The 24,832-nt window shown below is 33.9% G+C and carries 26 protein-coding genes and 1 riboswitch; of the genes, 21 read left to right on the forward strand and 5 right to left on the reverse strand.

The annotated features are described in order from the left end of the window. Positions 1-94: 94 nt before the first annotated feature. Both ACEWK1_RS09190 and ACEWK1_RS09195 read left to right on the forward strand, forming a co-directional pair. Positions 95-274, forward strand: coding sequence for a hypothetical protein (locus tag ACEWK1_RS09190; RefSeq protein ID WP_251406869.1), 180 nt, complete (start codon positions 95-97; stop codon positions 272-274). A gap of 171 nt (positions 275-445) precedes the next feature. After that, positions 446-589 (forward strand): hypothetical protein, encoded by a 144-nt coding sequence (locus tag ACEWK1_RS09195; protein WP_162987376.1) that lies wholly within the window; start codon positions 446-448, stop codon positions 587-589. A gap of 95 nt (positions 590-684) precedes the next feature. Here the strand turns inward: ACEWK1_RS09195 and ACEWK1_RS09200 are convergent, their stop codons facing one another. Further along, positions 685-861 carry an aspartyl-phosphate phosphatase Spo0E family protein gene (locus ACEWK1_RS09200; protein ID WP_121662255.1) on the reverse strand — a complete coding sequence of 59 codons (177 nt, stop codon included), beginning with the start codon at positions 859-861 and terminating at the stop codon, positions 685-687. Positions 862-1,175: 314 nt separating this feature from the next. Here ACEWK1_RS09200 and ACEWK1_RS09205 point away from each other — a divergent pair, with 314 nt between their 5' ends. The 3 genes from ACEWK1_RS09205 (at position 1,176) to ACEWK1_RS09215 (ending at position 4,337) form a co-directional block, all read left to right on the forward strand. Further along, on the forward strand, positions 1,176-1,616 hold the full coding sequence (locus ACEWK1_RS09205; protein WP_251406870.1) for a helix-turn-helix domain-containing protein: 441 nt from the start codon (positions 1,176-1,178) through the stop codon (positions 1,614-1,616). Next, a complete protein-coding gene (locus ACEWK1_RS09210) occupies positions 1,613-2,791 on the forward strand; it encodes a macrolide family glycosyltransferase (RefSeq protein WP_416636022.1) in 1,179 nt (392 codons plus the stop codon). The genes ACEWK1_RS09205 and ACEWK1_RS09210 overlap by 4 nt, the downstream gene beginning before the upstream one ends. 127 nt (positions 2,792-2,918) lie before the next feature. Continuing rightward, positions 2,919-3,018, forward strand: a riboswitch (SAM riboswitch). Positions 3,019-3,233: 215 nt separating this feature from the next. Then, positions 3,234-4,337: a 5-methyltetrahydropteroyltriglutamate--homocysteine S-methyltransferase gene (locus tag ACEWK1_RS09215; RefSeq protein WP_416636023.1), complete on the forward strand. Its 1,104-nt coding sequence runs from the start codon at positions 3,234-3,236 to the stop codon at positions 4,335-4,337. 133 nt (positions 4,338-4,470) lie between these two features. On the opposite strand, the gene ACEWK1_RS09220 is transcribed toward ACEWK1_RS09215, so the two are convergent. Continuing rightward, a complete protein-coding gene (locus tag ACEWK1_RS09220; RefSeq protein ID WP_098799660.1) occupies positions 4,471-4,572 on the reverse strand; it encodes a YjcZ family sporulation protein in 102 nt (33 codons plus the stop codon). A gap of 345 nt (positions 4,573-4,917) precedes the next feature. Beyond that, complete coding sequence (locus ACEWK1_RS09225; RefSeq protein ID WP_416636024.1) at positions 4,918-5,478, reverse strand: TetR/AcrR family transcriptional regulator; 561 nt, start codon at positions 5,476-5,478, stop codon at positions 4,918-4,920. Between the two features lie 205 nt (positions 5,479-5,683). Here ACEWK1_RS09225 and ACEWK1_RS09230 point away from each other — a divergent pair, with 205 nt between their 5' ends. From ACEWK1_RS09230 to ACEWK1_RS09280, 11 genes are all read left to right on the forward strand, one after another. After that, positions 5,684-7,684, forward strand: coding sequence for an efflux RND transporter permease subunit (locus tag ACEWK1_RS09230; protein ID WP_416636025.1), 2,001 nt, complete (start codon positions 5,684-5,686; stop codon positions 7,682-7,684). After that, positions 7,684-9,483: a YhgE/Pip domain-containing protein gene (locus ACEWK1_RS09235; protein ID WP_416636026.1), complete on the forward strand. Its 1,800-nt coding sequence runs from the start codon at positions 7,684-7,686 to the stop codon at positions 9,481-9,483. Before ACEWK1_RS09230 ends, ACEWK1_RS09235 begins: the two co-directional genes overlap by 1 nt. 166 nt (positions 9,484-9,649) lie before the next feature. Next, a complete protein-coding gene (locus ACEWK1_RS09240; RefSeq protein ID WP_121662249.1) occupies positions 9,650-10,126 on the forward strand; it encodes a pentapeptide repeat-containing protein in 477 nt (158 codons plus the stop codon). A gap of 98 nt (positions 10,127-10,224) precedes the next feature. Beyond that, positions 10,225-10,677, forward strand: a complete 453-nt coding sequence (locus ACEWK1_RS09245) for a VOC family protein (protein ID WP_121662248.1) — start codon at positions 10,225-10,227, stop codon at positions 10,675-10,677. 294 nt (positions 10,678-10,971) lie between these two features. Further along, the gene (locus ACEWK1_RS09250; RefSeq protein WP_121662247.1) at positions 10,972-11,787 is read left to right on the forward strand and encodes a lipid II flippase Amj family protein; all 816 of its coding nucleotides are present in this window, start codon (positions 10,972-10,974) and stop codon (positions 11,785-11,787) included. 40 nt (positions 11,788-11,827) lie between these two features. Beyond that, on the forward strand, positions 11,828-12,046 hold the full coding sequence (locus ACEWK1_RS09255; RefSeq protein WP_212134008.1) for an ATP-dependent Lon protease: 219 nt from the start codon (positions 11,828-11,830) through the stop codon (positions 12,044-12,046). 24 nt (positions 12,047-12,070) lie between these two features. Continuing rightward, positions 12,071-12,580, forward strand: coding sequence for a hypothetical protein (locus ACEWK1_RS09260; RefSeq protein WP_416636027.1), 510 nt, complete (start codon positions 12,071-12,073; stop codon positions 12,578-12,580). 40 nt (positions 12,581-12,620) lie between these two features. Next, positions 12,621-12,884 (forward strand): GNAT family N-acetyltransferase, encoded by a 264-nt coding sequence (locus ACEWK1_RS09265; protein ID WP_396653937.1) that lies wholly within the window; start codon positions 12,621-12,623, stop codon positions 12,882-12,884. A gap of 276 nt (positions 12,885-13,160) precedes the next feature. Continuing rightward, entirely contained in the window at positions 13,161-14,177 is a 1,017-nt protein-coding gene (locus tag ACEWK1_RS09270; protein ID WP_251406876.1) for an SGNH/GDSL hydrolase family protein, read from the forward strand. A gap of 308 nt (positions 14,178-14,485) precedes the next feature. Continuing rightward, positions 14,486-16,420 (forward strand): fructose-1,6-bisphosphatase, encoded by a 1,935-nt coding sequence (fbp, locus tag ACEWK1_RS09275; RefSeq protein WP_416636029.1) that lies wholly within the window; start codon positions 14,486-14,488, stop codon positions 16,418-16,420. Positions 16,421-16,714: 294 nt separating this feature from the next. Continuing rightward, entirely contained in the window at positions 16,715-17,539 is an 825-nt protein-coding gene (locus ACEWK1_RS09280) for a squalene/phytoene synthase family protein (protein WP_121662243.1), read from the forward strand. An 84-nt stretch (positions 17,540-17,623) separates the two neighbouring features. Here the strand turns inward: ACEWK1_RS09280 and ACEWK1_RS09285 are convergent, their stop codons facing one another. Both ACEWK1_RS09285 and ACEWK1_RS09290 read right to left on the reverse strand, forming a co-directional pair. Then, on the reverse strand, positions 17,624-17,782 hold the full coding sequence (locus ACEWK1_RS09285) for a hypothetical protein (protein WP_162987375.1): 159 nt from the start codon (positions 17,780-17,782) through the stop codon (positions 17,624-17,626). A gap of 67 nt (positions 17,783-17,849) precedes the next feature. After that, positions 17,850-18,866: an FUSC family protein gene (locus tag ACEWK1_RS09290; RefSeq protein ID WP_416636035.1), complete on the reverse strand. Its 1,017-nt coding sequence runs from the start codon at positions 18,864-18,866 to the stop codon at positions 17,850-17,852. A 336-nt stretch (positions 18,867-19,202) separates the two neighbouring features. Between ACEWK1_RS09290 and ACEWK1_RS09295 the strand changes: the two genes are divergently transcribed. The 5 genes from ACEWK1_RS09295 (at position 19,203) to ACEWK1_RS09315 (ending at position 24,357) form a co-directional block, all read left to right on the forward strand. After that, positions 19,203-19,655 (forward strand): NUDIX hydrolase, encoded by a 453-nt coding sequence (locus tag ACEWK1_RS09295; protein ID WP_251406878.1) that lies wholly within the window; start codon positions 19,203-19,205, stop codon positions 19,653-19,655. Between the two features lie 1,106 nt (positions 19,656-20,761). Continuing rightward, a complete protein-coding gene (locus ACEWK1_RS09300; RefSeq protein WP_416636031.1) occupies positions 20,762-20,971 on the forward strand; it encodes a hypothetical protein in 210 nt (69 codons plus the stop codon). Between the two features lie 139 nt (positions 20,972-21,110). Beyond that, positions 21,111-21,683: a sigma-70 family RNA polymerase sigma factor gene (locus tag ACEWK1_RS09305; RefSeq protein ID WP_251406882.1), complete on the forward strand. Its 573-nt coding sequence runs from the start codon at positions 21,111-21,113 to the stop codon at positions 21,681-21,683. After that, positions 21,673-22,980, forward strand: a complete 1,308-nt coding sequence (locus tag ACEWK1_RS09310) for a DUF4179 domain-containing protein (protein WP_416636032.1) — start codon at positions 21,673-21,675, stop codon at positions 22,978-22,980. The genes ACEWK1_RS09305 and ACEWK1_RS09310 overlap by 11 nt, the downstream gene beginning before the upstream one ends. Before the next feature lie 795 nt (positions 22,981-23,775). Beyond that, a complete protein-coding gene (locus ACEWK1_RS09315) occupies positions 23,776-24,357 on the forward strand; it encodes a GNAT family N-acetyltransferase (protein ID WP_121662234.1) in 582 nt (193 codons plus the stop codon). Positions 24,358-24,832: the final 475 nt, after the last annotated feature.

Below are 24,832 nucleotides of genomic sequence, written 5' to 3' on the forward strand. Positions count from 1 at the left end.
GAGAAAATCTGTAGTTAATGGAAAAAATATGGTAAAATAAAAATAATCTGAATACTCTATTTTTGGGTTTGTCGACTACTAAAGGGGAGATTTTGTGATTTGGTTGCTTTTTTTGATACCATTAAGCATTGTAATTACACTAGCTATATATTTTGATAAAAAAACAGGAGCTGTTCCTCCAGATGTTAACAAAGGGAATCATAATGTAGAGTCCGAAGTGTTGGGAAATCAATATAATCATCTAAATGGCGGGGGAGGAGAAGGTGGGTTCTAGAGGGACAGTATACTGTCCCAATTTTTTTTGGCAAAAATATATTCTTAATAAATGAACCAGATACGAAATTTACATTAAATTTACCGATTTGTAATAAGTTTACTGTCATTAATTAATATTCATTCGTTATCATATGTTAGAAAATGATCTTTAAAGTGAGAGGTAATTCTAATGTTTGTAAATGATAAAGTAATGTATAACGGTTGTCTTTACACAGTATTGCATGATTATCAAAATGGACAACTTGAAATTATGAAAATCGATGAAAAGTATTTAGTTGAATTAGTGTATGAAAAAGAAATTATTAGACTTTAAAGCTACCTATCAGGTGGTTCTTTTTTTATAAGACTTTAAGTTTATGTAAGTTGGATTATATCCTTCTTTGAGGTTTGGTTAAATGAATTTTTGAGTCATTCAATAGTATTGTTCTTTTCATTTTCCTGATGATATCGCTTAATTAGTTCATCCAATTGAATACTACATTCCAACGTATACCGACTATCTAGACCGGTATTTTCCGCAATTTGAAATAAATCAGATTTAAGACCATTAATGCACATCATCAGTTGCTTGGTTTCCTTAGCCATCGTTCTTATCCTCCGAAAATAAAATAGACACAAGGAATATTATGCAAAAATTTGTCTTTAAATGAAAGTGTTTCGACAGAAAAACAATCTAAATGACAAAAACTTAACAAACTAAGGGACAAACTAAGGGACAGGTTCACTGTCCCTTAGTTTGTTTTTTATACAAATCACTGTTTAGAGCAATTATTGTTGATCATATCGTTAATTTCTTTAATCAAACCTTTAGCCACAATTTTTAACATGAAATGTATAGGAAACTTGATAGACTTCCCAATAGGACATAGATATAGTAATTCATATAAGGAGTTGAAAGTATGATTGGTATGAATATTCGTATTTTGCGTAAAAAGAATAAAATGAGTCAGGAACTATTAGCTGAGAGATTAAATGTTTCTCGTCAAACTGTAGCAAAGTGGGAAAATGAGGAGGCACTCCCTGATATTTATAAAAGTAAAATGTTAGCTGAAATCTTTCAAGTTACTTTAGATCAATTATCTGGTGAACTGGAGGAGGAAGAGGTTGAACAACTTGCTCCAAAGGGGAAACAATTTTTTGGTGTTGTAAAGGTAGGAGAACGAGGCCAGATTGTTATACCGAAGCAAGCGAGGGAGATGTATCAAATAAAATCAGGCGATAAACTGGTTGTATTAGGGGAAGATGTGACAAAAGGTATTGCCGTCTTAAAAAGTGATGCTTTTCTGGAATTTGCAGAAATGATTCGTAGGGCAGACGTAACAGAAGAGGAAATAGAATGAGAAAAATTGTTTTCTTTTCGATTCCAGCACACGGACATACAAACCCAACAATTCCTGTAGTAGCAGAGTTAGTAAGCCAAGGTCATGAAGTGTGGTATTATTCATTTTTAGAATTTCAAGAAAAAATAGAAAGCGCTGGTGCTCGGTTTATTTCATGTGATAAATTCTTACCCCCGATGTCCCAAGAAGAATTAAATCGCAAAGTGGGAAAAGATTTTGCTGCTTTAATAGAAATGATTGTAGATACAACAATTGCTTTGGATGAGAAGGTGTGTCAAGAATTAAGAGAATACCAGCCTGATTGCATTGTTTCTGATTCTTTATGTTTTTGGGGAAAATTAATTGCAAAGAAATTGGAAATTCCTTATATCTGTTCAACAACAACTTTTGCTTTTAATAATCATACAGCAAAATTAATGAAACGTAGTTTACAAGAAATCGTACGTATGATAACGGGAATGCCGAGAATAAACAAGAAAATGGAATTGCTCCGTTCACACGGATATGAAGTAAATAGTTTTATCTCCATCGTTCAAAATGATAATGACACAGATACAATTGTGTATACATCAAAAGAATTTCAACCGATGGCTGAAACCTTTTCCGACAAATATACATTCGTTGGTCCTTCAATTCGGCAAACAGCAGCATCGAATGAAGTGAATCATAACAAACTTATTTACATTTCATTAGGAACTGTACTTAATCACAATAAACATTTTTACCAAAATTGTATAAGTGCTTTTGCGAATGGTCCATACAAAGTATTAATGTCTGTTGGTGAAAAAACAGAGATTGCTTCTCTTGGCAATCTTCCGGACAATATTATTGTGAAAAACCATGTTGATCAAATTTCCGTTTTAAAGCAAGCAGATGCATTTATTACACATTGTGGAATGAATAGTGTAAATGAAAGTTTGTACTTTGGAGTTCCAATGGTGTTATTTCCGTTGCATAGTGAACAAAGGGTCGTAGCAAATCGAGTTGTAGAACTTGGAGCTGGGATTAAACTAAGAAGAAGCAAACCGAGCTTTTTGGAAAAAGCGGTAGATGGCATAATAAAAAATGAAATATACTCAGAAAATGCACAAAAAATTTCAGAGACCTTTCGGAATGTAGGAGGAGCTAAAAAAGCCGCTATTATTATCTTAAATAAAATAAAAGAAAGGGGATAAAGCACAGGTACTTGTCCGGTATTTTAACTAGAAACCTTTCCTTTGATTGGTAAAATTCTCTATAAGTGTTGACAGCTTTCATAGTTTAATTGTATAGTAATTAAAACAATTTAATATTTTCAAAAATTTCTTATCAAGAGAGGTGGAGGGACTGGCCCTTTGAAGCCTCGGCAGCGGACTGTTATAGTACTGTGCCAATTCCAGAGCAATCATGCTTGAGATAAGAGGATCAGGTCATATTTATAAATAACTAACCCCCTCTTTCTTTTGGAAGAGGGGTTTTTGTTTTAAAAGTATAGTAAAGTCTATAGTGAAAACAAAGCCTACATATTTTTACCCTGGTGATTTTATAATTACATTTTGCTGACCTGATCCTTTTTTCACTAGGGATTACATCTATAGCCCTTAATTTCAATTACCCAAAGTTAGGAGAGAGATTTACATGACAAAAACACTAGTAAAAGCGCCTTTTAGAGCCGACCACGTTGGAAGTTTATTACGTCCAGAAAGAATTCATCAAGCAAGAAAGGATTTCCAAAAGGGGAATTTAACGTCTCAGCAACTACACGAAATTGAAACGGAAGAAATTATAAAAATTGTTGATAAGCAAATCGAAGTTGGTTTACAAGCTGTGACCGATGGAGAGTTTCGTCGTAGATTTTGGCACACCGATTTTCTAGAGCATCTAAATGGTGTAGAGGGATATGTTCCTGAAAGTGGGTTTGCATTCAAAGGTGAGGAAACTGAGAGATACGATGTTCGTGTTATCGGAAAAATTTCATTTAACCCTGACCATCCACATATTAAGGACTTTATCGAGTTTAAAGAAATTGTCGGAGATCGTGCGGTTGCTAAGCAAACGATTCCTAGCCCGAATCAATTATTTAATGCAGGGATCCGCAACCTGGAATTTTATCCAGATATTGAAGAATATACGAATGATGTTATTCAAACATATAAGGATGCAATTAAAGCATTTTATGATGCTGGTTGCCGCTACTTACAATTAGACGATGTATATATTGCTGGACTTAATGCACCGGAAATTCCGTTTAATGATAGTGGTTTTTCGCGTGAACAATTAATTGACTTAGCTTTACGTGTTGTAAATGGCGTTCTTGAAGATAAGCCAGAAGATTTAACGATTACTACTCACCTTTGCCGTGGTAACTACCGTTCTAAATGGGCATTTGAAGGTAGCTATGCTAAAATTGCACCAACATTATTCGCAAAAGAAAAAGTGAACGGATTTTTTTTAGAGTATGATGATGATCGCTCTGGTGACTTCGGGCCATTAGATTATATACCAAACGATGGTCCAAGAGTTGTTCTTGGGGTTTTCACATCAAAACATGGACAATTAGAAGATAAGGAAAATATTAAAGCTCGTGTAGAAGAAGCAACAAAATATGTACCATTAGAGCAGTTATGCATTAGTCCACAATGTGGGTTTGCTTCAACACATCATGGAAACATCTTAACCGAAGAAGAGCAGTGGGAGAAGCTAAAATACATTGTTGATGTTTCAAGAGAGATCTGGGGATAAGGATGGTAAGCGAACAACAGTAGATGGTTGTTCGCTTTTTTTGTGGAAATAAGAATTGTGATGATCAATATCCTTATTTTTCAAAAAGCAGACTACGCTGTAGCCTGCTTTAATTTTGAATTACTTTTTTAAATTAGTAACCACCGCCAACATAAGCAGCACCAACGATAATTAAAAGAATGAATAGTACTACGATTAGCGCAAAACCTGCACCAGAACCATATCCACCTGACATATTTTTCACCTCCTTTATCTGAGGTTAATTTATAATATGAAGACTTTCATGATTGGTTTGGACGTAGTCATCATTTTTCGATAAATGACGAAAACCGCCCGCTGGCGAGCCTTAGGGGAGGGAGGGGGTCACGTTAAGTAGTGCTTTATAGCTTTTTCGAAAAATACATAAAAAGACACTCTATCGAGAGCGTCTTTTAGAGGTCTTACATGGGTGCTTAGGATTACTATAGTTTATTCTTAAACGAATAATTTGAACTGGACAATAGTGGATAAAGCTTTAATTTGGATTTTAAAAAAATGGGATGAGGTTTTTTTTGTTTGATATGGGACAAGGAACCTGTCCCTATGTCCCGAAAAGGCCATTTTTGATTAGATTGTTAATTATTTCAGCCATTTCTTTGGGTGTTTTGTCCATTCCTCTGTTTAACCATTCTTTGGTTACATAAATACTTCCACTAATGATGAACGTCCTTAAATATTCAGATGGATATCCATTAAATTGATTATTGGCTTTCCAGTTTTTAATAAAGAAATGATGTGCGACTGTCATGACCTTTTTTTGAAATGTTGTGTCCACTTTTTCATTCAAAAGTATTTTGCAAATTTCTTGCTTCGAAGCGAAGTAATCCAACAATTTTTCAATCATCTTTAGGTCGTCTTCTTCATAGCTGTATTGACTCAAATACCCTGTCATATCTTCAATCAATTCTTCTTCAATTTTGTCAAGAAGGTCAAATTGATCGGAATAGTGAGCATAAAATGTAGAGCGATTTATATCAGCTACGCCACAGATTTCTTTAACAGTAATGGAAGAAATCTGTTTGTCCTTTAACAGTTGGATTAAACCTTCTTTCAGAACCATACGCGTATATTTTTTACGGCGATCTAATTTTGAAGTTGTCATAGATTTCTCCTTTTTTCATCGTTTTCCAACACAATTGATGAATATGTTGGAAAAATCACAGATGTAAAATAACTGTTTGTTGAATAGGCAACACCGTGTCCATATAATGATAGAGTGTAAAGGAAAAAGTCGCAAGAGAGGGTGAAAAACAATAAACATTGCATCATGGATTATTAAACATAAAAAAACTGTTGCGATAACATTTATGATTGTTACAGTCATTTGTGCACTAGCTACCTTAAAAGTCTCAGTCAATTACGATATGAAGGATTACCTACCGGATGATGCTCAGTCCACAATCGCGATGAACATAATGGAGCAGGAATTTAAGGGAAGTGTTCCGACGAATCGGGTCATGATTCATGATGTGACCATACAAGAAGCATTAGATTTTAAAGAGAAACTTTCAGCGATTGATGGTGTATCAGACGTTACCTGGTTAGATGATGCCGTTGACTTAAGATCTCCACTTGAAATGGCTGATGAAGAAACGGTAGAAACCTATTATAAAGAAAATAAAGCGTTATTTTCATTCAGCATTCGTGAAGGTGACGAAGTATCAATCACAGATGAGATTTATAAGCTTATCGGCGAAGAAAATGCGATGGCGGGGGAATCACTTAATACAGCCACACAACAAAAAATGGCTGGTACCGAATCCATGTACGCAGGTGCATTACTAGTCCCTATTATCATCTTAATTTTAGTTTTATCCACCAATTCCTGGATAGAACCATTGTTATTCTTAACAGCTATTGGGGTTTCTGTATTAATTAATATGGGATCAAACATTTTCCTTGGAGAAGTTTCCTTTGTTACTCAATCAGTTGCACCGATTTTACAGCTAGCCGTATCACTAGATTATGCCATTTTCCTTCTTCATAGTTTTGCAGACTATCGGAAAAAGGTCGCAGATCCTCACGAAGCCATGGAGCTTGCGATGAAAAAATCATTCTCGGCAATTACCGCTAGTGCGTCGACCACATTTTTTGGTTTTATCGCGTTATCGTTTATGAATTTTGAAATTGGTTCGGATTTAGGAATTAATCTAGTAAAAGGGATTCTATTAAGCTTTATTAGTGTGATGGTTTTCCTTCCTGCACTAACACTACTGTTTTATAAATGGATCGATAAAACACAGCACAAACCATTACTTCCGAGCTTTAAAAACAAGGGAAATGCTGTGCTAAAACTAAGAATACCAAGCTTAATTCTAGTTTTACTAGTTATTGTTCCCGCTTTTCTAGCACAAAGTCAGACGAACTTCATCTATGGTATTGGAGAGCAACCGGAGACAACAAGAGCTGGAAGTGATTTTCAAGAAATAAAAGATCAATTTGGAGAAAGCACGCCGATCGTTTTGCTTGTTCCCAAAGGGGATGTCACAAAAGAAGATGAGCTAGTACAAGAGCTAGAGAATATCGAGCATGTGTCTAGTGTGCTTGCATATGTGAATACAGTTGGTGCTGCCATTCCGCCGGAGTATTTGGATCAATCCATTACAGAGCAATTTTATTCTGAAAATTATAGCCGAATGATTGTTCAGACCAATACGAAGAACGAAGGAGAAGAGGCATTTCAGTTAATTGAAAAAGTCCACAGTACAGCAAATCAATACTATGATAAAGTCTATTCTGTTGGAGAAAGTGTAACATTGTATGATATTAAAAAAACGGTTCAAAAAGATAATCAATTGGTAAATCTTTTAACGATTATTACGGTTGCTTTCGTTTTGTTTGTAACATTTAAATCACTTTCAATTCCATTAATACTATTGCTTACTATTCAAACGGCTGTTTGGATTAATTTATCAGTACCGTACTTTACTGATTCTTCATTAGTATACGTTGGCTATTTGTTAATCAGCATTATACAGCTCGCGGCAACAGTAGATTATGCAATTTTATTAACTGATGCCTATAAAGAGTATCGAAAAGAAATGACTGCGTTACAAGCAATTATGAAAACAATTGATGAAAAAATGTTTGCCATTGGAATTTCCGCTTCCATTTTATCCAGTGTTGGATTTATCTTATGGATTACCTCTTCAAACCCAATTGTTACATCGATTGGTTTATTGCTAGGAAGAGGTGCATTACTTGCGTTTATTATGGTCGTGCTCTTTTTACCTGCATGTATGTTGGTCTTCGATAAACTTATTACAAAAACAACATGGAAAGCTAACTTTTATAAGGAGGAGGACTGATGATGAGGAGAATGAAGAAGTTTTTGTTTACTTTTGCCGCAATTAGTTTACTTTTACCTTCACTTCCAGCGGCAGCTGCTACCCAAGAAAGTGGAGAAATCTCCTCGAAGGATGAAGTAGTTTATGCAAAACTAAGTGCAATTGGTGAGGAACAAGAACTATATGTTGTTAATATTTTAGACGTAGAAAAAGCAGGAGAAATTGTTGATTATGGTCTCTATACTAGTTTGAAAAACTTAACGAATTTAGATGAAATAAATCAAGTTGATAATGCTGTTAAGTTTACGGCTTCAAAAGGTAAATTTTATTATCAAGGTAATATGAATGAAGAACCATTACCCTGGAATATTTCCATTTCTTATTTCTTAGACGGAAAAGAAATCTCTCCTAAAGAACTTGCTGGGGCAAATGGGCATGTACAAATGAAGATAGCTACGTCCTATAACGAACAAGTAGATTCTGTCTTTTTTAACAACTATTTATTACAAATTTCTCTTGCTTTAAACACAGATCTCTTCAACAACATTGAAGCTCCTGATGGAATGTTAGCCAATGCAGGAAAAAACAAGCAAGTAACCTTTACTGTGATGCCTGAAAAGGAAGAAGAGCTTGTTGTTGAAGCTGATGTTGTTAATTTTGAACTAGAAGGAATTGACATCACGGGTATTCCATCGTCTATGCCAATTGATGCACCTGATATAGATGATATGACAGGTGACTTATCTGAGCTGACTAGCGCCATAAAAAAAATAAATAATGGGATGGCGGATCTAAAAACTGGACTTACAGAATTAAACACAAAGACGAAGGATTTACCGAATGGATCAGAGAATTTTCGCGGGGGAATGACAGCGATTAGCTCGAAATCCTCGGAAATAGTTGGTGCTTCCCAATCCATTTCACAAGCACTTCAAAAACTAAATTCATCTCTTGCTAATGGTTCTAAAGAAATGAATGTTGGCGATTTGGAACAGCTGATTGCAGGACTTTCGGAAATATCAAAGGGTTTAAGAAACACTTCTGAGGGGTTAAATGCTTTAAAAGAAAATTATGCAACAGCATACAGCACTCTAAACAAAGCGATGGAAGCCATTCCTGAATATGAAATCACAGAAGAACAAACCGCACAGCTTTTTAACAGTGGCGGAGATCAAACCGTACTGAATCAATTGCTTGAAACCTATTTTGCTGCACGAACTGCAAAGGGTACTTACGAAGCTGTCAAACAAGCCTTTGATGCAGTAAATGGAACGATAGAGGAAGTTAGCCGATCACTCACACTAATGGCTGATCAGTTGGATACAATGTCAGGAGCGCTTACTACTTCTTTGGAGGAGATGGACTTTGCTAAGTCATTCTCTCAATTACAGGTTGGAATAAGTCAGCTAACTACAAATTACAAAACATTTCATTCTGGGATAGTAAAATATACTGGAGGAGTGAACGAATTATCTCATTCATATACACAAATTCACAAGGGAGTCGTAGGTTTGTCTCAAGGAGCAAATGAAATAGAGAATGGACTAAGCAGACTTCATGATGGAACGAATGAACTTTATGAATCTACAGCGGATTTACCAGAACAAATGAAAAAAGAAGTCGATCAAATGATTGATGACTACGATAAATCAGATTTTAAAGCTGTATCCTTTGTCTCACCTGAGAATGAAAAAATAAACTCCGTTCAATTTGTTTTTAAAACAGAAACGATTAAAAAAGAAGAGAAAAAAGAAGAAGAGAAAACAAAAAAAGCTGAAGAAGAAAAAGGATTTTGGAAGAAGTTAATGGACTTGTTTTAATGGAAAAGGTGTCATCCTCTAATTATAAGGAATGGCACCTTTTTTATTATTTAAAATGGCTCTTATAGAATTAGTTAAGTTCCGAAAAGGAATTTTTTGTTAAAAAGAGAATATTTAAAAGGGGTCTGGCTTTAATCTGAATAAATATAAAGGAGTTGTTTTTTTTATGTCATTACATGTTCAAAAATTAGATTTACAAAAAGCTAATATATCTGGATCAAGGTGGCAAGAAGTGAATGCTGAGGAGCTTGAGATAGATAATGTAAGCTTGGCAAAAACAAAGGTTAATAATGCAAATATGAAAAGTATGTTATTAAATGATGTTAATTTGGAACAAGTTGAAATCTCCAATACTAATTTATCTCGGGCACAAATAAAACATGCTAATTTTAGTCATGCCGTTATAGATCACGTTCACTTATTTGGAACAGAGTTTCGTAATGCTGTTCTTCCGGAAGAAGGAGCTCCAAATTTTAATGAAAACGGAGAATACAAACCAGTAAGCTTCGATCATTGTAATCTCGCAAAAGGGCAAATAAAAAATTGTAACTTATCTAATATGGAAATTATCGATTGTGACATTTCAGGGCTTAAGATTAATGGGATATTAATTGAGGATTTAATTAGGAAACAAGAAAAGTAAGAGAGAGGTTGAACCTGAATAATTTGTAAAAGGCAAGGTTTTATTGACTTTTCATGGTTGATCTTGACCAAATCGAATGAGAGTGGTGAAATAAGCAAATGAAAAAAGAGTTAGGGGGATTAGAAGACATTACAGGTGTTACTTGCATTTATATTCTAGTAAAGGATGTTTACGAGTCTGTTAAATGGTACCAAAAGAACTTAGGCTGTGAACCTACAATCCATAACCCTGTTAGTCCTGGGATGCAAAGATCTATCCTAAGATTTCCAGATCATAATGGTGACATTCTGGGGCCAGGTCTTAGGCAAACGACCCCAGCTATATTCCTTGTGACCGACAAGACGCGAGAAGAGAGAGTGGATCATGCTGTTAAGAGTAACAATCTACACCCTTTAGTTTGCTTCATTACTCCACGTATTCAAGAAATGTACAATCGTTTCATAGAAAATGGTGTAGAAATAGTAAATGAAATTTCCGAGGATAGATCTGTTGGAGATGCTTTTAAATTTTACGATTTAGATAGAAATCTGTTAGAAATATGGCAACCATGAAATGAATAAATCAGTTTATTCTGATATAAAAAGCCAATCCCTAGATGCTGTCCCTTTAGGAAATGGCTTTTTTATTTTTTTGATTATGAATGAGAATATTTTTTCCTCAACATCTGTTTCAATTGGATAAGCTTTGTGAAAAGGTTTGGTATAGATTTGCAAAAAACAAACATGAAGCCTTTGTCTTTCACACGAGCTTAATGAAAAATTATGGAAAATTGAGCTCTTTATCATCCCATTATAAAATGTTTTACTTTATAATATAGCAAAAGATAATATGTAAGGAGTTTATTTATGGAATTGATAACAAGTAAGTTGATCATTATATCATTGTTTATAATGGTCATTACAATGGTAGAGACCTTAGCTTACTCGACAAGGATTTCAGGTACACGGGTCAAGCTAATTGCGACAGCAATTTCTTTATTTAGTACTCTTGTCATTGTTTCAAGATTTTCGACAATGATTCAACAACCCCTAACAGCAAAATTAATTGCAGAGGCACCTGATTGGAACAAACTACATTTTATAGAGGAACAATATAGAATCTTAATTGGAGTTACCACAATTGGAGTATTGCTAGGAATTCTTCTTTTCCCAACATTTATCAATATTTTTTCAAGAGCCATCGTTCAGCTATCAAAACAACGGGGATCTATGGTGGCATTATTTCTTAGTCAATTTAATAGAAAAGGTTTTAGGAAAATAATGAAATGTATAAGAATGCCTAAACTATCATATCTAAAGGGAATTACATATAAAACCATACCCAAAAGGCTTTTTGTTACCAATGTAATTGTTTCAGCAGTTTTTACGATTGGGGTACTTTCTTCTATCTATGCATCCATGTTGGTTCCTGAAGATTATGCTCAAGCTGCTTTAATGTCATCAGGTATTATTAACGGCATTGCGACAATATTGCTAACATTATTTATTGATCCTAAAGCTTCAGTTTTGGCAGATCGAGTCATGAAAAAAGAATGTGATTACATTTATTTGAAAAGCTATTCTTTAACAATGGTTAGTTCTAAATTAGTCGGTACAGTTCTAGCTCAATTATTATTTATTCCGGCTGCATACTATGTTGCTTGGTTTGCTAGTTGGATATAAGTAAAACGCCTCAGTAATTCAAATTTTTAGGAGTATAGAGATGAAACTATTTTTGTCAATTATAATAGCCGGACTATTAGGTTTATTAGTTTTCATTGGACCTGTTGGAATTTATCTATTATGTGCAACTATTGTGGGAGTGCTCTTTAGAACATATATATTAATAAGAGAGATTCATAAACAAGTTGTTCCAGCTGGAGGAACTGATAAAGCTAAAGAAGTATATGAGAGGTATTTAATAGAAAAAGGCGAAAAATGAGATTGAAATATAGGGGGAAGATCGATGATTCGTAAATTAAATAAAGATGATCATGAATCAGTAATGAAGTTAATTGGTCCTAAACCAGCAGAAAATTTATTTATTATAGGTGATATTGAAGCATATGGATATGATTCTGACATACAAGATCTATGGGGACAATTTGAACGTGGTAAATTAATGGCTGTTTTATTACGATATGATCGAAATTACATTCCATTTAGTGAGGGTCAATATGATGTAAAAGGCTTTGCAGACATTATTAATCTTAATCCATCACGAATTGAAATCAGTGGATTAAAGCATTTAATTGAGCCTCTGCAACAATATATACATAGAGATGTAAGAAAGCATAGTGAAACATATTACGCAAAATGTATAGGTTTAAGTTATGAGGTAGATAAGGAGAAAATAAAACTTGCAAGCTATTTACAGTCGTCAGAATATCATGAAAATGTAGAGATGTTACGTTCAATACCTGAGTTTGCTACTGGGAATTTAGTGTTGAAGCGAGAGAACGTGCTGAAAAGGTAAAACTGGGAGAACCTATTTTGTTCGGAATGAAGAAGGAGAAATGGTTGCTTCAGCATCCACAACAGCCGAAAATTCTCAATCTGCGATGATCATGGGAGTTGGAACAAGACCAGGATTTGAACGGAGAGGATATGCAACATTATGTATGGAAAAGCTTTGCAGTGAATTACTTTCTGAAGGAAAATCACTTTGTTTATTTTATGATAATCCTGCTGCAGGAAAGATCTATAAAAGATTAGGATTTTCTGATATTGGATTTTGGACTATGATTCGTTATGAATCAATTGGTGGGCAAGTTGAGTGATAAGGTTCTTATACCTTATGAACGCTAGGCACTATCCAAAAGGATACGTGCTTATTTTAGTTTTAAGGGAAAAATGAGATGATTAATGCATAGGTGTTCCGGGTAAATACAATAAAATTATTAATGTTTGTGAAGAAATATTCATAAACATGGGAGTAGCATGTTGTGGAATAAAATCCCATAAGTTTTTCAGAATTTTTATAGTACAATTATGAGACATTGCACAATGATTATGAGCAATTATTTATTTAACAACTAGAAATGGTGTGGTTATAGATGCAAAGACTAAAAGTAATAGTCACGATTGCTAGTTTACTAGTAGTGTGCTTTAGTTTATACTTCTTTCTTTCTCATTTTAATCAAACAAAGCAGAGTAATATCGAAACATCAATTATGAATGAAGCGACAGAATCTGTTGAAACATCAGAAAAATCTAACACGGAAGATAAGAAAATTTCTGAAGAAGCGCCACTTGAAAAAGACGTGAAGATTGAGGATGTTTCAATTGAATTAGCAGATGAAGAAAAGAAAGAAATTGTAGAAGATGAGAATAATAAACATACAATAACAGAAGGTATCAAGGAGAAGGTAAAAGAAGCTGTAGAAGGTGTTATAAAACTTTTTGAAAAGGATCTACAGGTCGTAGCGATTGGTGATTCTCTCACTCAAGGTGTTGGAGATGAAACTAAAAATGGTGGTTATGTCGGGATTTTAAATACCACGTTTGAAAATAATAACATAAAAGTTACGATTGAAAACTACGGGAAAAGAGGAAACCGTACCGATCAATTACTAAAACGTCTTGAGAAAAAAGAGATTGAAGCATCTATTCAAAAAGCTGATATCGTTTTAGTTACAATAGGAGCCAACGATATTATGAAGATTGTTAGAAGCAATTTTACAAACCTTCAGCTTGAGGATTTTGAAAAAGAGGAACAACAATATATTGAAAGATTAACAGCTATTTTTAGTAAAATTAATGAACTAAATCCAAACTCTAAAATATATTATATTGGTTTTTATAATCCTTTTGATCGTTATTTTCCTGAAATTCAAGAAATGCAAATGATTGTTAACGACTGGAACGAAATTGGCAAGTCTATAACAGAGGATTTTGAAAATGTAAATTATATCCCAATCGCTGATCTTTTTAGTAACTCAGATGTAGAATTATTATCCGAAGATTATTTCCATCCTAATACAACTGGTTACAAGCTTATGGCTAAGCGTATTTTAGAAAGCATGGAAGAGGTTAGTGTTGAAAAAGAGGCGATAGCTGAGGATGAAGAATAGACAATTTCAATATCTCATCTATGAAACACTATAAAAAACACATGAAAAACATGCACTGTCCAATAGGATAGCGCATGTTTTTTGGTTAAGTGGTACTTAAAAATGAAGTGTGTTATCTTTTCACCCTCTAAAAATACCCCCAAAAATTCTGAAAAATGATAAAATAAAAATGTCTTTTAATAGAATAGTAGAAATAAACACTTTATAATGGCAAATAAAGACAATAAAAAAATCATAACCGTTATAAATACCCTCTATGCTTTTTCTTATAATATAAATAACATAAGTCGTGAAAGGGGATACATATCTTGAATACAAAATTCTTAGATTTACTGGCCCAAAAATATGATAGTGAAGAAAAAGTGGTCACTGAAATTATAAATCTAGAAGCCATTCTAAATCTACCAAAGGGAACAGAGCATTTTGTAAGTGATTTGCACGGGGAGTATCAAGCCTTTCAACATGTGTTAAGAAATGGTTCTGGAAAGGTCAAAGAGAAAATTGAGGACATATTTAAAAAGGTTTTAACCGAAAAAGAAATAAAAGAATTTGCCACATTGGTTTATTATCCGGAAGAAAAATTAAAGCTTATTAAAAATGATTTTGACAATGAACAAGAATTACACCACTGGTATAACGTCATTATTGAGCGCATGATTAAGCTTATTTGTTATGCGTCTTCTAAATATACACGCTCGAAATTGCGTAAAGCATTACCTAGTCAGTTTGTTTACATTGTAGAAGAATTACTATATAAAACAGATGAATTTACAAATTTTAAGGAACCTTATTATTCAAAAATCGTCCAACAAATTATTACTCTCGGACAAGCAGATAAGCTCATTATCGGACTTGCCTATACGACTCAGAGACTAGTTGTTGATCATCTTCATGTTGTAGGGGATATTTATGATCGTGGACCTGAACCAGATAAAATCATGGAAGCTCTCATTAATTATCACTCTGTTGATATTCAATGGGGAAATCATGATGTTCTCTGGATTGGGGCTTTTGCCGGATCAAAGGTTTGTCTGGCAAACATTATTCGAATTTGTGCACGTTATAACAACCTAGATATCATTGAAGACGTATATGGAATCAACCTAAGGCCGCTTCTAAATCTAGCTGAGAAATATTATGGTGATAACCCTGCCTTTAGACCTAAGGTGCAGGGAGATGAATCAATAACGGAAGAAGAAAAATTACAAATCACAAAAATCCATCAAGCCATCGCAATTATTCAGTTTAAGCTTGAAAGTCCGATTATCAAAAGACGTTCGAATTTTAATATGTCAGAAAGACTTTTGCTTGAAAAGGTAGATTATGAGAATAACGAGATTACAATTAATGAACAAACATATCCACTTGAAAATCCCTGCTTTGCAACGATAAATCCAGCTCAACCTGATCAACTCTTAGAAGAAGAACAACAGGTAATAGACAAGCTATTGTTTTCTGTTCAGCACTCAGAAAAGCTTGCAAGACATATGAATTTTCTTATTAAGAAAGGCAGTCTTTATTTAAAATATAACGGAAACTTATTAATACATGGCTGCATTCCTTTAGATGAAGAAGGAAATATGGAAAAAATGATCATTGAAGATAAAACCTATGGTGGTCGTGAATTACTTGATGTGTTCGAACATTATTTACGTTATTCGTTTGCACATCCTGAAGAAACAGATGATCTTGCGACAGATATGGTATGGTATTTATGGACTGGTGAATATTCTTCATTGTTTGGCAAAAGAGCAATGACAACCTTTGAAAGATATTTTATTAAGGACAAGGCAACACATAAAGAGAAAAAGAACCCTTATTATCACCTGCGCGAGGATGAGGAAACATGTCGCCGCCTACTAAAAGAGTTTGATCTAGATCCAGATCAAGGCCATATCATTAACGGCCATACTCCTGTAAAAGAAATTAATGGAGAAAATCCTGTAAAAGCAAATGGAAAAATGATTGTGATAGATGGGGGCTTCTCGAAAGCCTATCAATCGACCACTGGCATTGCAGGATATACATTACTATATAATTCCTTTGGTATGCAGCTTGTTGCTCATCAACATTTTAATTCAAAAGAAGATGTTCTCTTAAACGGAACAGACGTTTTATCAGTTAGACGTATAGTAGACAAAGAGTTGGAGAGAAAGAAAGTGCTAGAAACAAACATTGGGGAGGACTTATTACAGGAAGTCTCAATGTTGAATAGCTTGATGGAGTATCGTTATATAAAGTGATGGGACAAGGGGACAGGTTTACTGTCCCGTTTTTATTTCTAACTTAAAAAGATAACAACAGCCTTACACTATTGTTCTACATATAAAAAAAAGTATCTCGATGCTATGAACAGGTTTTTTATAAAATGTCAGATGCGGCATATTATTTTAAACTATATGAAAACAAGACTGCAAGTGAATTCATTGAAGTAAATGAAGCTGCGCTTATTTTATTTTGAGGTTTATGTTTTATATTTTTCCAGAATTGCGTTAGAATTATATAGAATTGGTTTGACCTAAATGGAGGATATAATAATGAAAGAACTAAAGGTATTGCAAAAAGAGGCGATGGAAGTATTAAAGGCAACAAGTCGAACATTTTATATACCGATTACTTTTTTGAAAAAAGATTTAAAAGATGCGGTGGCAGTAGCTTACTTAGCAATGCGGGCTATAGATGAAATTGAAGATCACCAAGAACTCTCAAATGATGTAAAGCATGATTTACTAATGGAAGTAAGTCAGTTATTACTTGAAGAAAACTTTAATAATCAAAAGTATAATGAAGTAGTTTCGCCATATAAAGATGTATTACCTGAAGTGACATTGCGATTAGCGGATTGGCTATCATTAACTCCTACAGGTGCGAAAAGTCGTGTACAAGCTGCTACAAGTGAAATGGCAATGGGAATGGCGAAGTGGTCAAAAGCAGGTTGGGACATAAAAACACGTGAAGATTTGGATGACTATACCTATTATGTTGCTGGATTAGTTGGGGTTATGCTATCAGATTTATGGCAGTGGCATGACGGAATTGAAACAGACCGTGACTTAGCAATTGGCTATGGAAGAGGACTACAGGCTGTAAATATTTTACGTAATCAACATGAAGATATGGATGAACGTGGAGTAAGCTTTGTTCCTGATGGCTGGAATCAAAATGAGCTATTTTCTTATGCTAACGAGAACCTAGCAATGGCAAATGAATATATCAAAAGTATTAATAAAAGAACGATTTTATTATTCTGTCGTTTACCGCTGGCAATTGCTCATAAAACTTTAAAGGCACTAAAGGATGGTCGCGAGAAGATCAGTCGTGCTGAAGTAGAAAAAATTGTTCAGGAAGTACAAGTTGATTAGATAACCTGGAGATCATAATTCCTTAAAGCTCAGAGTTATAAAACTCTGAGCTTCTTTCTAATGTAACTAGAAGAATCCTTTATTTTAATTGTCGTTCATTGCACCAGCTTCTCGGGAAGTCATTGCACCTTGTCCTTGACTTATATCTTTTTGAATTTCCTGTTTCACCTTTTGTGGATCAGTGCCGGCAAACCCAGGACTCATTGCTGAACCTGAGTTCTTATGAGCTTGTTGGTTTTTCATTATAGGCCTCCTGCGGTGTTATTTAACACTGCTTATTATTTACAAAAAAACAGGTAGTATATCCATATTACTGAGTATGTAATTGACTAATTAATTTATCTAATCTTCTTAAATGAAAGGAATAATCAATAATAGAAGATACGACAATCAATAAACGAACATTTTGATCAGCATTTTGCATATATAAGTTTAATTTAAGTTCATAACTTTCTTTCATCTCTTCATACTCAAAGCTCGAATGTTTTTCTTTTATTTTACCTTGATATTTTAAAAGTAAAAATTCATGATACTTCATTAAGTATTCAAGTTGATCGTCAAAAAATTGACTTTCCTTTTCAGATTTTTTGCTTTGAAAAAAGTGTTCCTCGATATTTTCTAAAAGCTGTGCACCTTCTTGCAATGTTTTAAACAACTGCCTGAAAACAAGGAGTTCTCTTACTTGCAGCTGATTTGACTTTCTTCCGAGTTTTACTCTTTCTTCATCAAACAATTGAAATAGCTCTTCTAATTTTTTAATATCCTTTTTAAAATTCTTACTATACTCCTGATATGAGCTCTCTGTTAACTCATTGGAAATGGCAGTTCTGATGAGCAATGACATATTTTGAAATGTTGTTTCAACAAGCTGTACAAATGACTTCTTATATTTTGGTGGAAAAATAAGTAGGTTAATTAATATGGCTGTGCATGTTCCGATTAAAATAATATAAAATCGTTCTAAAGCAAAATATAGATCCTCACTTCCAGCGGCACTCATCACAGCCAGGACTGTTACTAGTGTCAGGGAAATGGTACTTTGCAGCTTTAATTTTAAACTAATTGCGATAACTAAGATAATAACGAAGCCTATAATTACTGGATTTTCTCCAAAGAAATAAATGAAAAACAGGGAAATCGTAGCTCCTATCGTATTAGCCAAAATTTGATCAACCATTTGCTTCCAAGTACGATAAACAGAAGGCTGAATAGCTAAAATGGCCGCAACTCCAGCAAAAACAGCATGTTCAAGATGCATCAACGAACATATGTATATCGATAAAGCAACAGCTAAACCTGTTTTTAATATGCGTGGACCGAACGTAATAGTAAACCCTCCAAACTAAAATAAAATGGGACAGAGGGACAGGTTCACTGTCCCGAAGTAAACATTTATATCAACTATATCATTAACCATTATAGATAAAACTGTAATGATATCAAGATAGAGACAGAGGATTATGTTTTTATTTAGCCCAGTAATCAAGAGTTTATTAAATAAAGAAGGATATGAACACTTTCTATAGAAGAAAGAAGGATCTTAATTTGTTTTTTGAATTGATACGTAATAAAACAATTTTTGAGAGTATTCTTCACATTTCTTAGTACCAGCTGTACAGTATTGGACAAGTAGTTGTAAAAAAATAGATACAGGGAGATCGTAATGTCACAAAATAAATTTGTATTAGTGGTTAGTGTATCAATTCTTTGTAATGATAAAGTGTTAATAATAAAAGAAAATAAGCCTACAGCACATAATAAATGGAATTTTCCAAGTGGACGAATTGAATACAGTGAAGACATTTTTGAAGCAGCTCATAGGGAAGTAAAGGAGGAAACTGGGCTCGAGATAAAATTAACAGGAACAACGGGTGTTTATCAGTTCATGAGCAGTACAAACAATCAAGTATTTCTTTTTCATTTTATCGCCGAGGTTACTGGTGGTGCTCTATCTCTTGAAGAGGATGAAATTGTAGATGCTAAGTGGATTAAAGTTAACCAACTTTCTGAATTAAAAGATGAAGAATTGCGGGAAGCAGGCGTACTAAATCAAATAGTACAAAACGTATTAAGTGGGAACATACAATCTATTGAACTTTTTAATAATTATATCTAGGGTTATTCTAATGTTAGACAAAACGTTGGAAGAACTTGTGAGGAGAGTTGTTCATAGGGTTATGAACGACAACGTGGGGAAAACTTGAGAGGAATGTCGTTCTTCTTCTGGTATATGAACGACAAGCAGTGCAACTGAGTCTCGAAAGTGGGCGAATTGGGACAGAAAAAAGAGTGGGCAGCCAAAATGAGTCTCGATAGTGGGCGAATTGGGACAGAAAAAAGAGCGAGGAGTGCAATTGAGTCTCGAAAGTGGGCGAATCGGGACAGAAAAAAGAACGAGCAGTGCAATTGAGTCTCGAAAGTGGGCGAATTGGGACAGAAAAAAGAGTGGGCAGCCAAAATGAGTCTCGATAGTGGGCGAATCGGGACAGAAAAGGGAGCGGGAAGTGCAATTGTGTCTCGAAAGTGGGCGAATCGGGACAGAAAAAAGAACGAGCAGTGCAATTGAGTCTCGATAGTGGCAGAATCGGGACAGAAAAGAGAGCGAGTAGTGCAACTGAGTCTCGATAGTGGGCGAATCGGGACAGAAAAGAGAGCGAGCAATGTAACTGTGTCTCAATAGTGGCAAAATCGGGACAGAAAAAAGAGCGGGCAGCCAAAATGAGTCTCGAAAGTGGGCGAATAGGGACAGAAAAGAGAGCGAGCAGTGCAACTGAGTCTCGAAAGTGGGCGAATAGGGACAGAAAAGAGAGCGAGCAGTGCAACTGAGTCTCGAAAGTGGGCGAATCGGGACAGAAAAAAGAGCGGGCAGCCAAAATGAGTCTCGAAAGTGGGCGAATCGGGACAGAAAAAAGAGCGGATAGCCAAAATGAGTCTCGATAGTGGCAAAATCGGGACAGAAAAAAGAGTGAAAACGCTGAAAAACAAGAGAGAAAAGTCGTTCATCAGGCATATAAACGACAAAACGTTAGTAGAACAAGAGGGGAGTAAGGTTCAACAGCGTTCAAGCTCTTTCTTTTCACAATGACTGATGTACTTGTTTTCTATTTATCCCGTACTATCGATCAGCTTATGCTATAATTATTTACTTAGGGAAATAATAACCTTGTTCATATGGAACGGAGAAAGCCTCCGCCTAGTGATAAAATATGGAGGTGTATATTAATGAATAAACGCTGGACAATCGGTAAAATTAAAGAATTTGTTGAAAAAAACTCTGATACTAAGCTGTTAACGACTGAATATCACGGTTTTTCTCAAAAGTTATTTTTTAAATGTTCATGTGGTAACAATTTTGAAAAAACATTTACAAAATTTAAGAACAATAACCAACGTAAATGTGAAGAATGTCAACCGCCAAAACCATCACGTTAAACGAATGTAGTGCTGATTTTATTACATAAAAATCAGCACTATTTTTATTTTTTATAAGAATCTAATACTGGAAATTTAAAATTATGAACCTGTTGCTACTTCTTAAAACGTCTAATAGTTGGAAAGGAGGTTATGAGATGTGAAACCTAATGGGGAAATGCTTTATAAGGAGTTGAAGTATGCTAGTGCTGACGATTTAGATCTAATCCTAACTGAGTTAATGATACAGTATGGCACGGATCTCACTACATTAGCTTATACTTACACAAAAAATACAGAAGCTGCTAAGGATATCGTTCAAAATGTATATATTAAATGCTATAAAAAATTACATACATTTAAAGGACAGTCTGCCATTAAAACATGGCTTTTCCGGATCACTATTAATCAATGTAAAGACTATTTAAGATCTTCATATTTTCGGAGAGTAATTCCAATTGGAATGAAGCCTAGAGAAGATATAGAAGAAAGAAATAGTACGGAAAAAGTAGTACTACAAAAAAATATAAAAAAACAAATTCAGGAAAGTATAAATAAATTACCAACGAAATATAAAGACTCCATTTATTTATACTATGTACAAGAGCTAAGTTTAAAGGAAACTGCTGATATTTTAGGTGTGCCAATTGATACAGTTAAAACGAGGTTAAGAAGGGCAAAAGAAAAACTCCTACCACTCTTAAATGAGGAGGATATGTTTTATGACGAATAAATTAATTGAGTTAAAGGAAATTCTTATAGAAGATGAAGTAAGAAAAGACTTAGAATTCACCTCGAAAGATAGAGAGAAAGTGTTAAATAGTATACATCAGCCAATAAAACAAAATAGACGTATAAACACACCCGTTATCATTGCTTCTACATTTTCGGTTGCTTTAATTTTTTTGCTTGTAATGAGCTCAACTTGGAATCCAACTGAACGTAAAAATACTGGTCATGAAGAACAAATCGAATTTGTTGATCAAACAAGTTTGTTTACAGAACTAAATCAGACAGTTGAGAATAATGGTATCAAAGTAACTCTACAAAATGTTATGTACGATGGATCACGAATACTAGTAGAGTATGAAGCGGAGTCCACCACTGGTGAGGAACTTGAAAGAGTTACAGGTCATTATCGACTAACGGTTAATGGTGAAAAGGGTAAAGATTTAACTCTTGTTCCCCAGGAAGGTAATGAAAAAGGTACTGCCATTGTAGCTATTGAATTGTATAAGGAGTTTCCTGAACAATTTGAGCTAGGTTTTAATATCAACATGATTGAGGAGCAAAAGGGTACTTGGAATTTCAGTATTCCGATACAGCAGGTGCCTGGAAAGATTAAAAGGTTTGAACCAAAAACTGTTGTCAAAAAAGATCATTTACAATTAACAATTAACGAAGTGATTGCTTCTCAAAGTGCCATTAAAATTAGATATGAAGAAAGTGAAAATGGTAATATTGATAGAAGCTCACCTTTATATAATAAATCTGTCATATATGAAATACTTGATCCAAAGGGGAATGAAATTGTACCTATATCTTCCCGTGGACTAAGTTTAGATTGGTTTTCGTATGGTGTTGGAAAACATACAACAACAACATGGTATCATGCTCCAAAAGAATTGCCTGAGTATCTTGTGTTAAAAGCGTATATTCCAAAACAGGATTCCAAATCAATCTCAATAAAAAAATCAATTAACGAATCATTACCGATTGTTTTAAATCAAGATGCTACTAATAAACTAGTTATATCAAAAATTGAAAAGAAAGAAGGGCAGGTCTGGTTACATTATTCTATTGATGGAAATCTAAAGCAAGCAAGAAATTGGCTAAGTTTAAAGTGGGAAAAAGATGGTGAAGAACAATACTTTCAACCTATTTCTTATCCTGATTATAAGCCAAATCAAGAAAATATCGCAAAATTTGATGTTAACTTCTCAGAAAACCTATATATTGTAACGGAAAAGATAAGCTTTGAGGAATATGAAGAATTAGATATGAAAATTCCGTTAACTGATTCTCAGTAGCATCGTTTACATGCTCATTATAAAAAGGCGGCGTTATGCCGTCTTTACTTATGCCGATATTTCCAAAAATTATTTAAGTGATTTGTCTTAGTTATTTCAATAATTTTAAAGTTAATAGGATATTTATGGTAAGCTGATTATGATAACTCGAATATCATACATTAATAATGTTATAAAGTTTAGAATCAATACGAGAGGGGTTTTAAGAAGGAAACTAACTTAACACTTAGTATCGTTCATTAAATAACTCCAACTGTATCTGCTCAAAGAAATAATCTATGGGGGAAATATGCTAGTAGTTTCTTGATCACATTATCTTTAATAATGATTGTGTTGAGTTTGTCTTTTACGAAACAAAAAAGAAAAAAGAGAATATTAGTAGGGATTGGGTTAATTTTGTATTCTGTTATAAGCTATCCTTTATTAGTCCCAGCTTTTGGTGAACTTATGGCTCTAGAAGGAGTAGTAAGTTTGATGGTTATGAACATCATATTATTAATTGGAGGAATTCTTACAAGTATAGTAGGGATGTTCACTAAGGATAAAATAATATAAGTGGTATTGATACCTACGATTTGGCTATATGTTTTGATACCACTTACTGTTATTAGTGCAATGGTGGTTTATTTCGAAAAAAAATCTGGAATGACTACACCTAAAGAGAATGTGCAAGCTTACAAAGAGGTCAAGTAATGAAACAAAAAGGTGTAAATAAGAGTGGATCTGGTATGAAAAGTATCTACTATAATTGATAAAGAAAATCAATAATTTAGCGATAAATGAAAGGAAAAAGATATGAATATAGAAGCTTCATTAATAGCATTACCATCCTTTGAAACAAATCGGCTAATTTTAAGAAAAATTAATATTAATGACCTAGATGATATATATGAATTTTCCTCTGATCCAAAGGTTGCCCACCATATGACTTGGGAAGTAAATAAAACGAAAGAGGAGACATTACATAATTTTGTCAGTATAGTAATTGAAAAATACAAAACTGGTCAATCAGCAGATTGGGCGATTGTACATAAAGAAAGTAATAAAGTAATTGGTACTTGTTCTTTTGTTGATTGGTCTAATAACAATCAAAAAGCTGAAATAGGATATGTTCTAAATAGAAACTACTGGGGACAAGGGTTAGTTTCTGAGGCTATTAAAGTGGTCATTAAATTTGGATTTGAGATTCTTGAGTTAAATCGAATTGAGGGTGGATGTGATACTGATAATATTGGTTCTGAAAAAGTAATGTTGAAGGCAGGATTTAAGTATGAAGGGACTCTTAGAAAAAATGAGTACATAAAAGGGGAATTTCGCGATACTAAGGTTTATTCCATTATAAAGGAAGATTTCTTTTTAAATAGGATAAATATATAGTTAAAGAATTAGGAATTCTATTAAGATATTCGAACTCCAACACTTTCAGTATGATGAATTTAAATGAATAAAATGCTTGAATGAGAATTCTCTTTAACTATTGATTTCTCTTTAAGTAAGTGTTATGATAATCATCGTCTCTTTTTAATAAGAAGAGACAAAGTTCTAATAACCAAGAAAAATTTAAAATGTTATTGACTTCTATGAAGTTAAGTGATAAGATATTCCTTGTCGCTAGGGAATGTTAGTGACATTTGTTTTATCTAAAAAATATTCAGAGAAGTTGACAATGAAGAAGTTATTTGATATAATAATTCCTGTTGCTAATTTCTTCGAAATTCAGCTTGGTAGTTCTTTGAAAACTAAACAAAACAGAAACGTCAACGTTTTAAAGATACAATTATGAGCTTTATCAACTCTTTATTGGAGAGTTTGATCCTGGCTCAGGACGAACGCTGGCGGCGTGCCTAATACA

Origin of the sequence: Metabacillus sp. YM-086 (genome assembly GCF_048059995.1) — a bacterium.
Classification (GTDB): domain Bacteria; phylum Bacillota; class Bacilli; order Bacillales; family Bacillaceae; genus Metabacillus; species Metabacillus litoralis_B.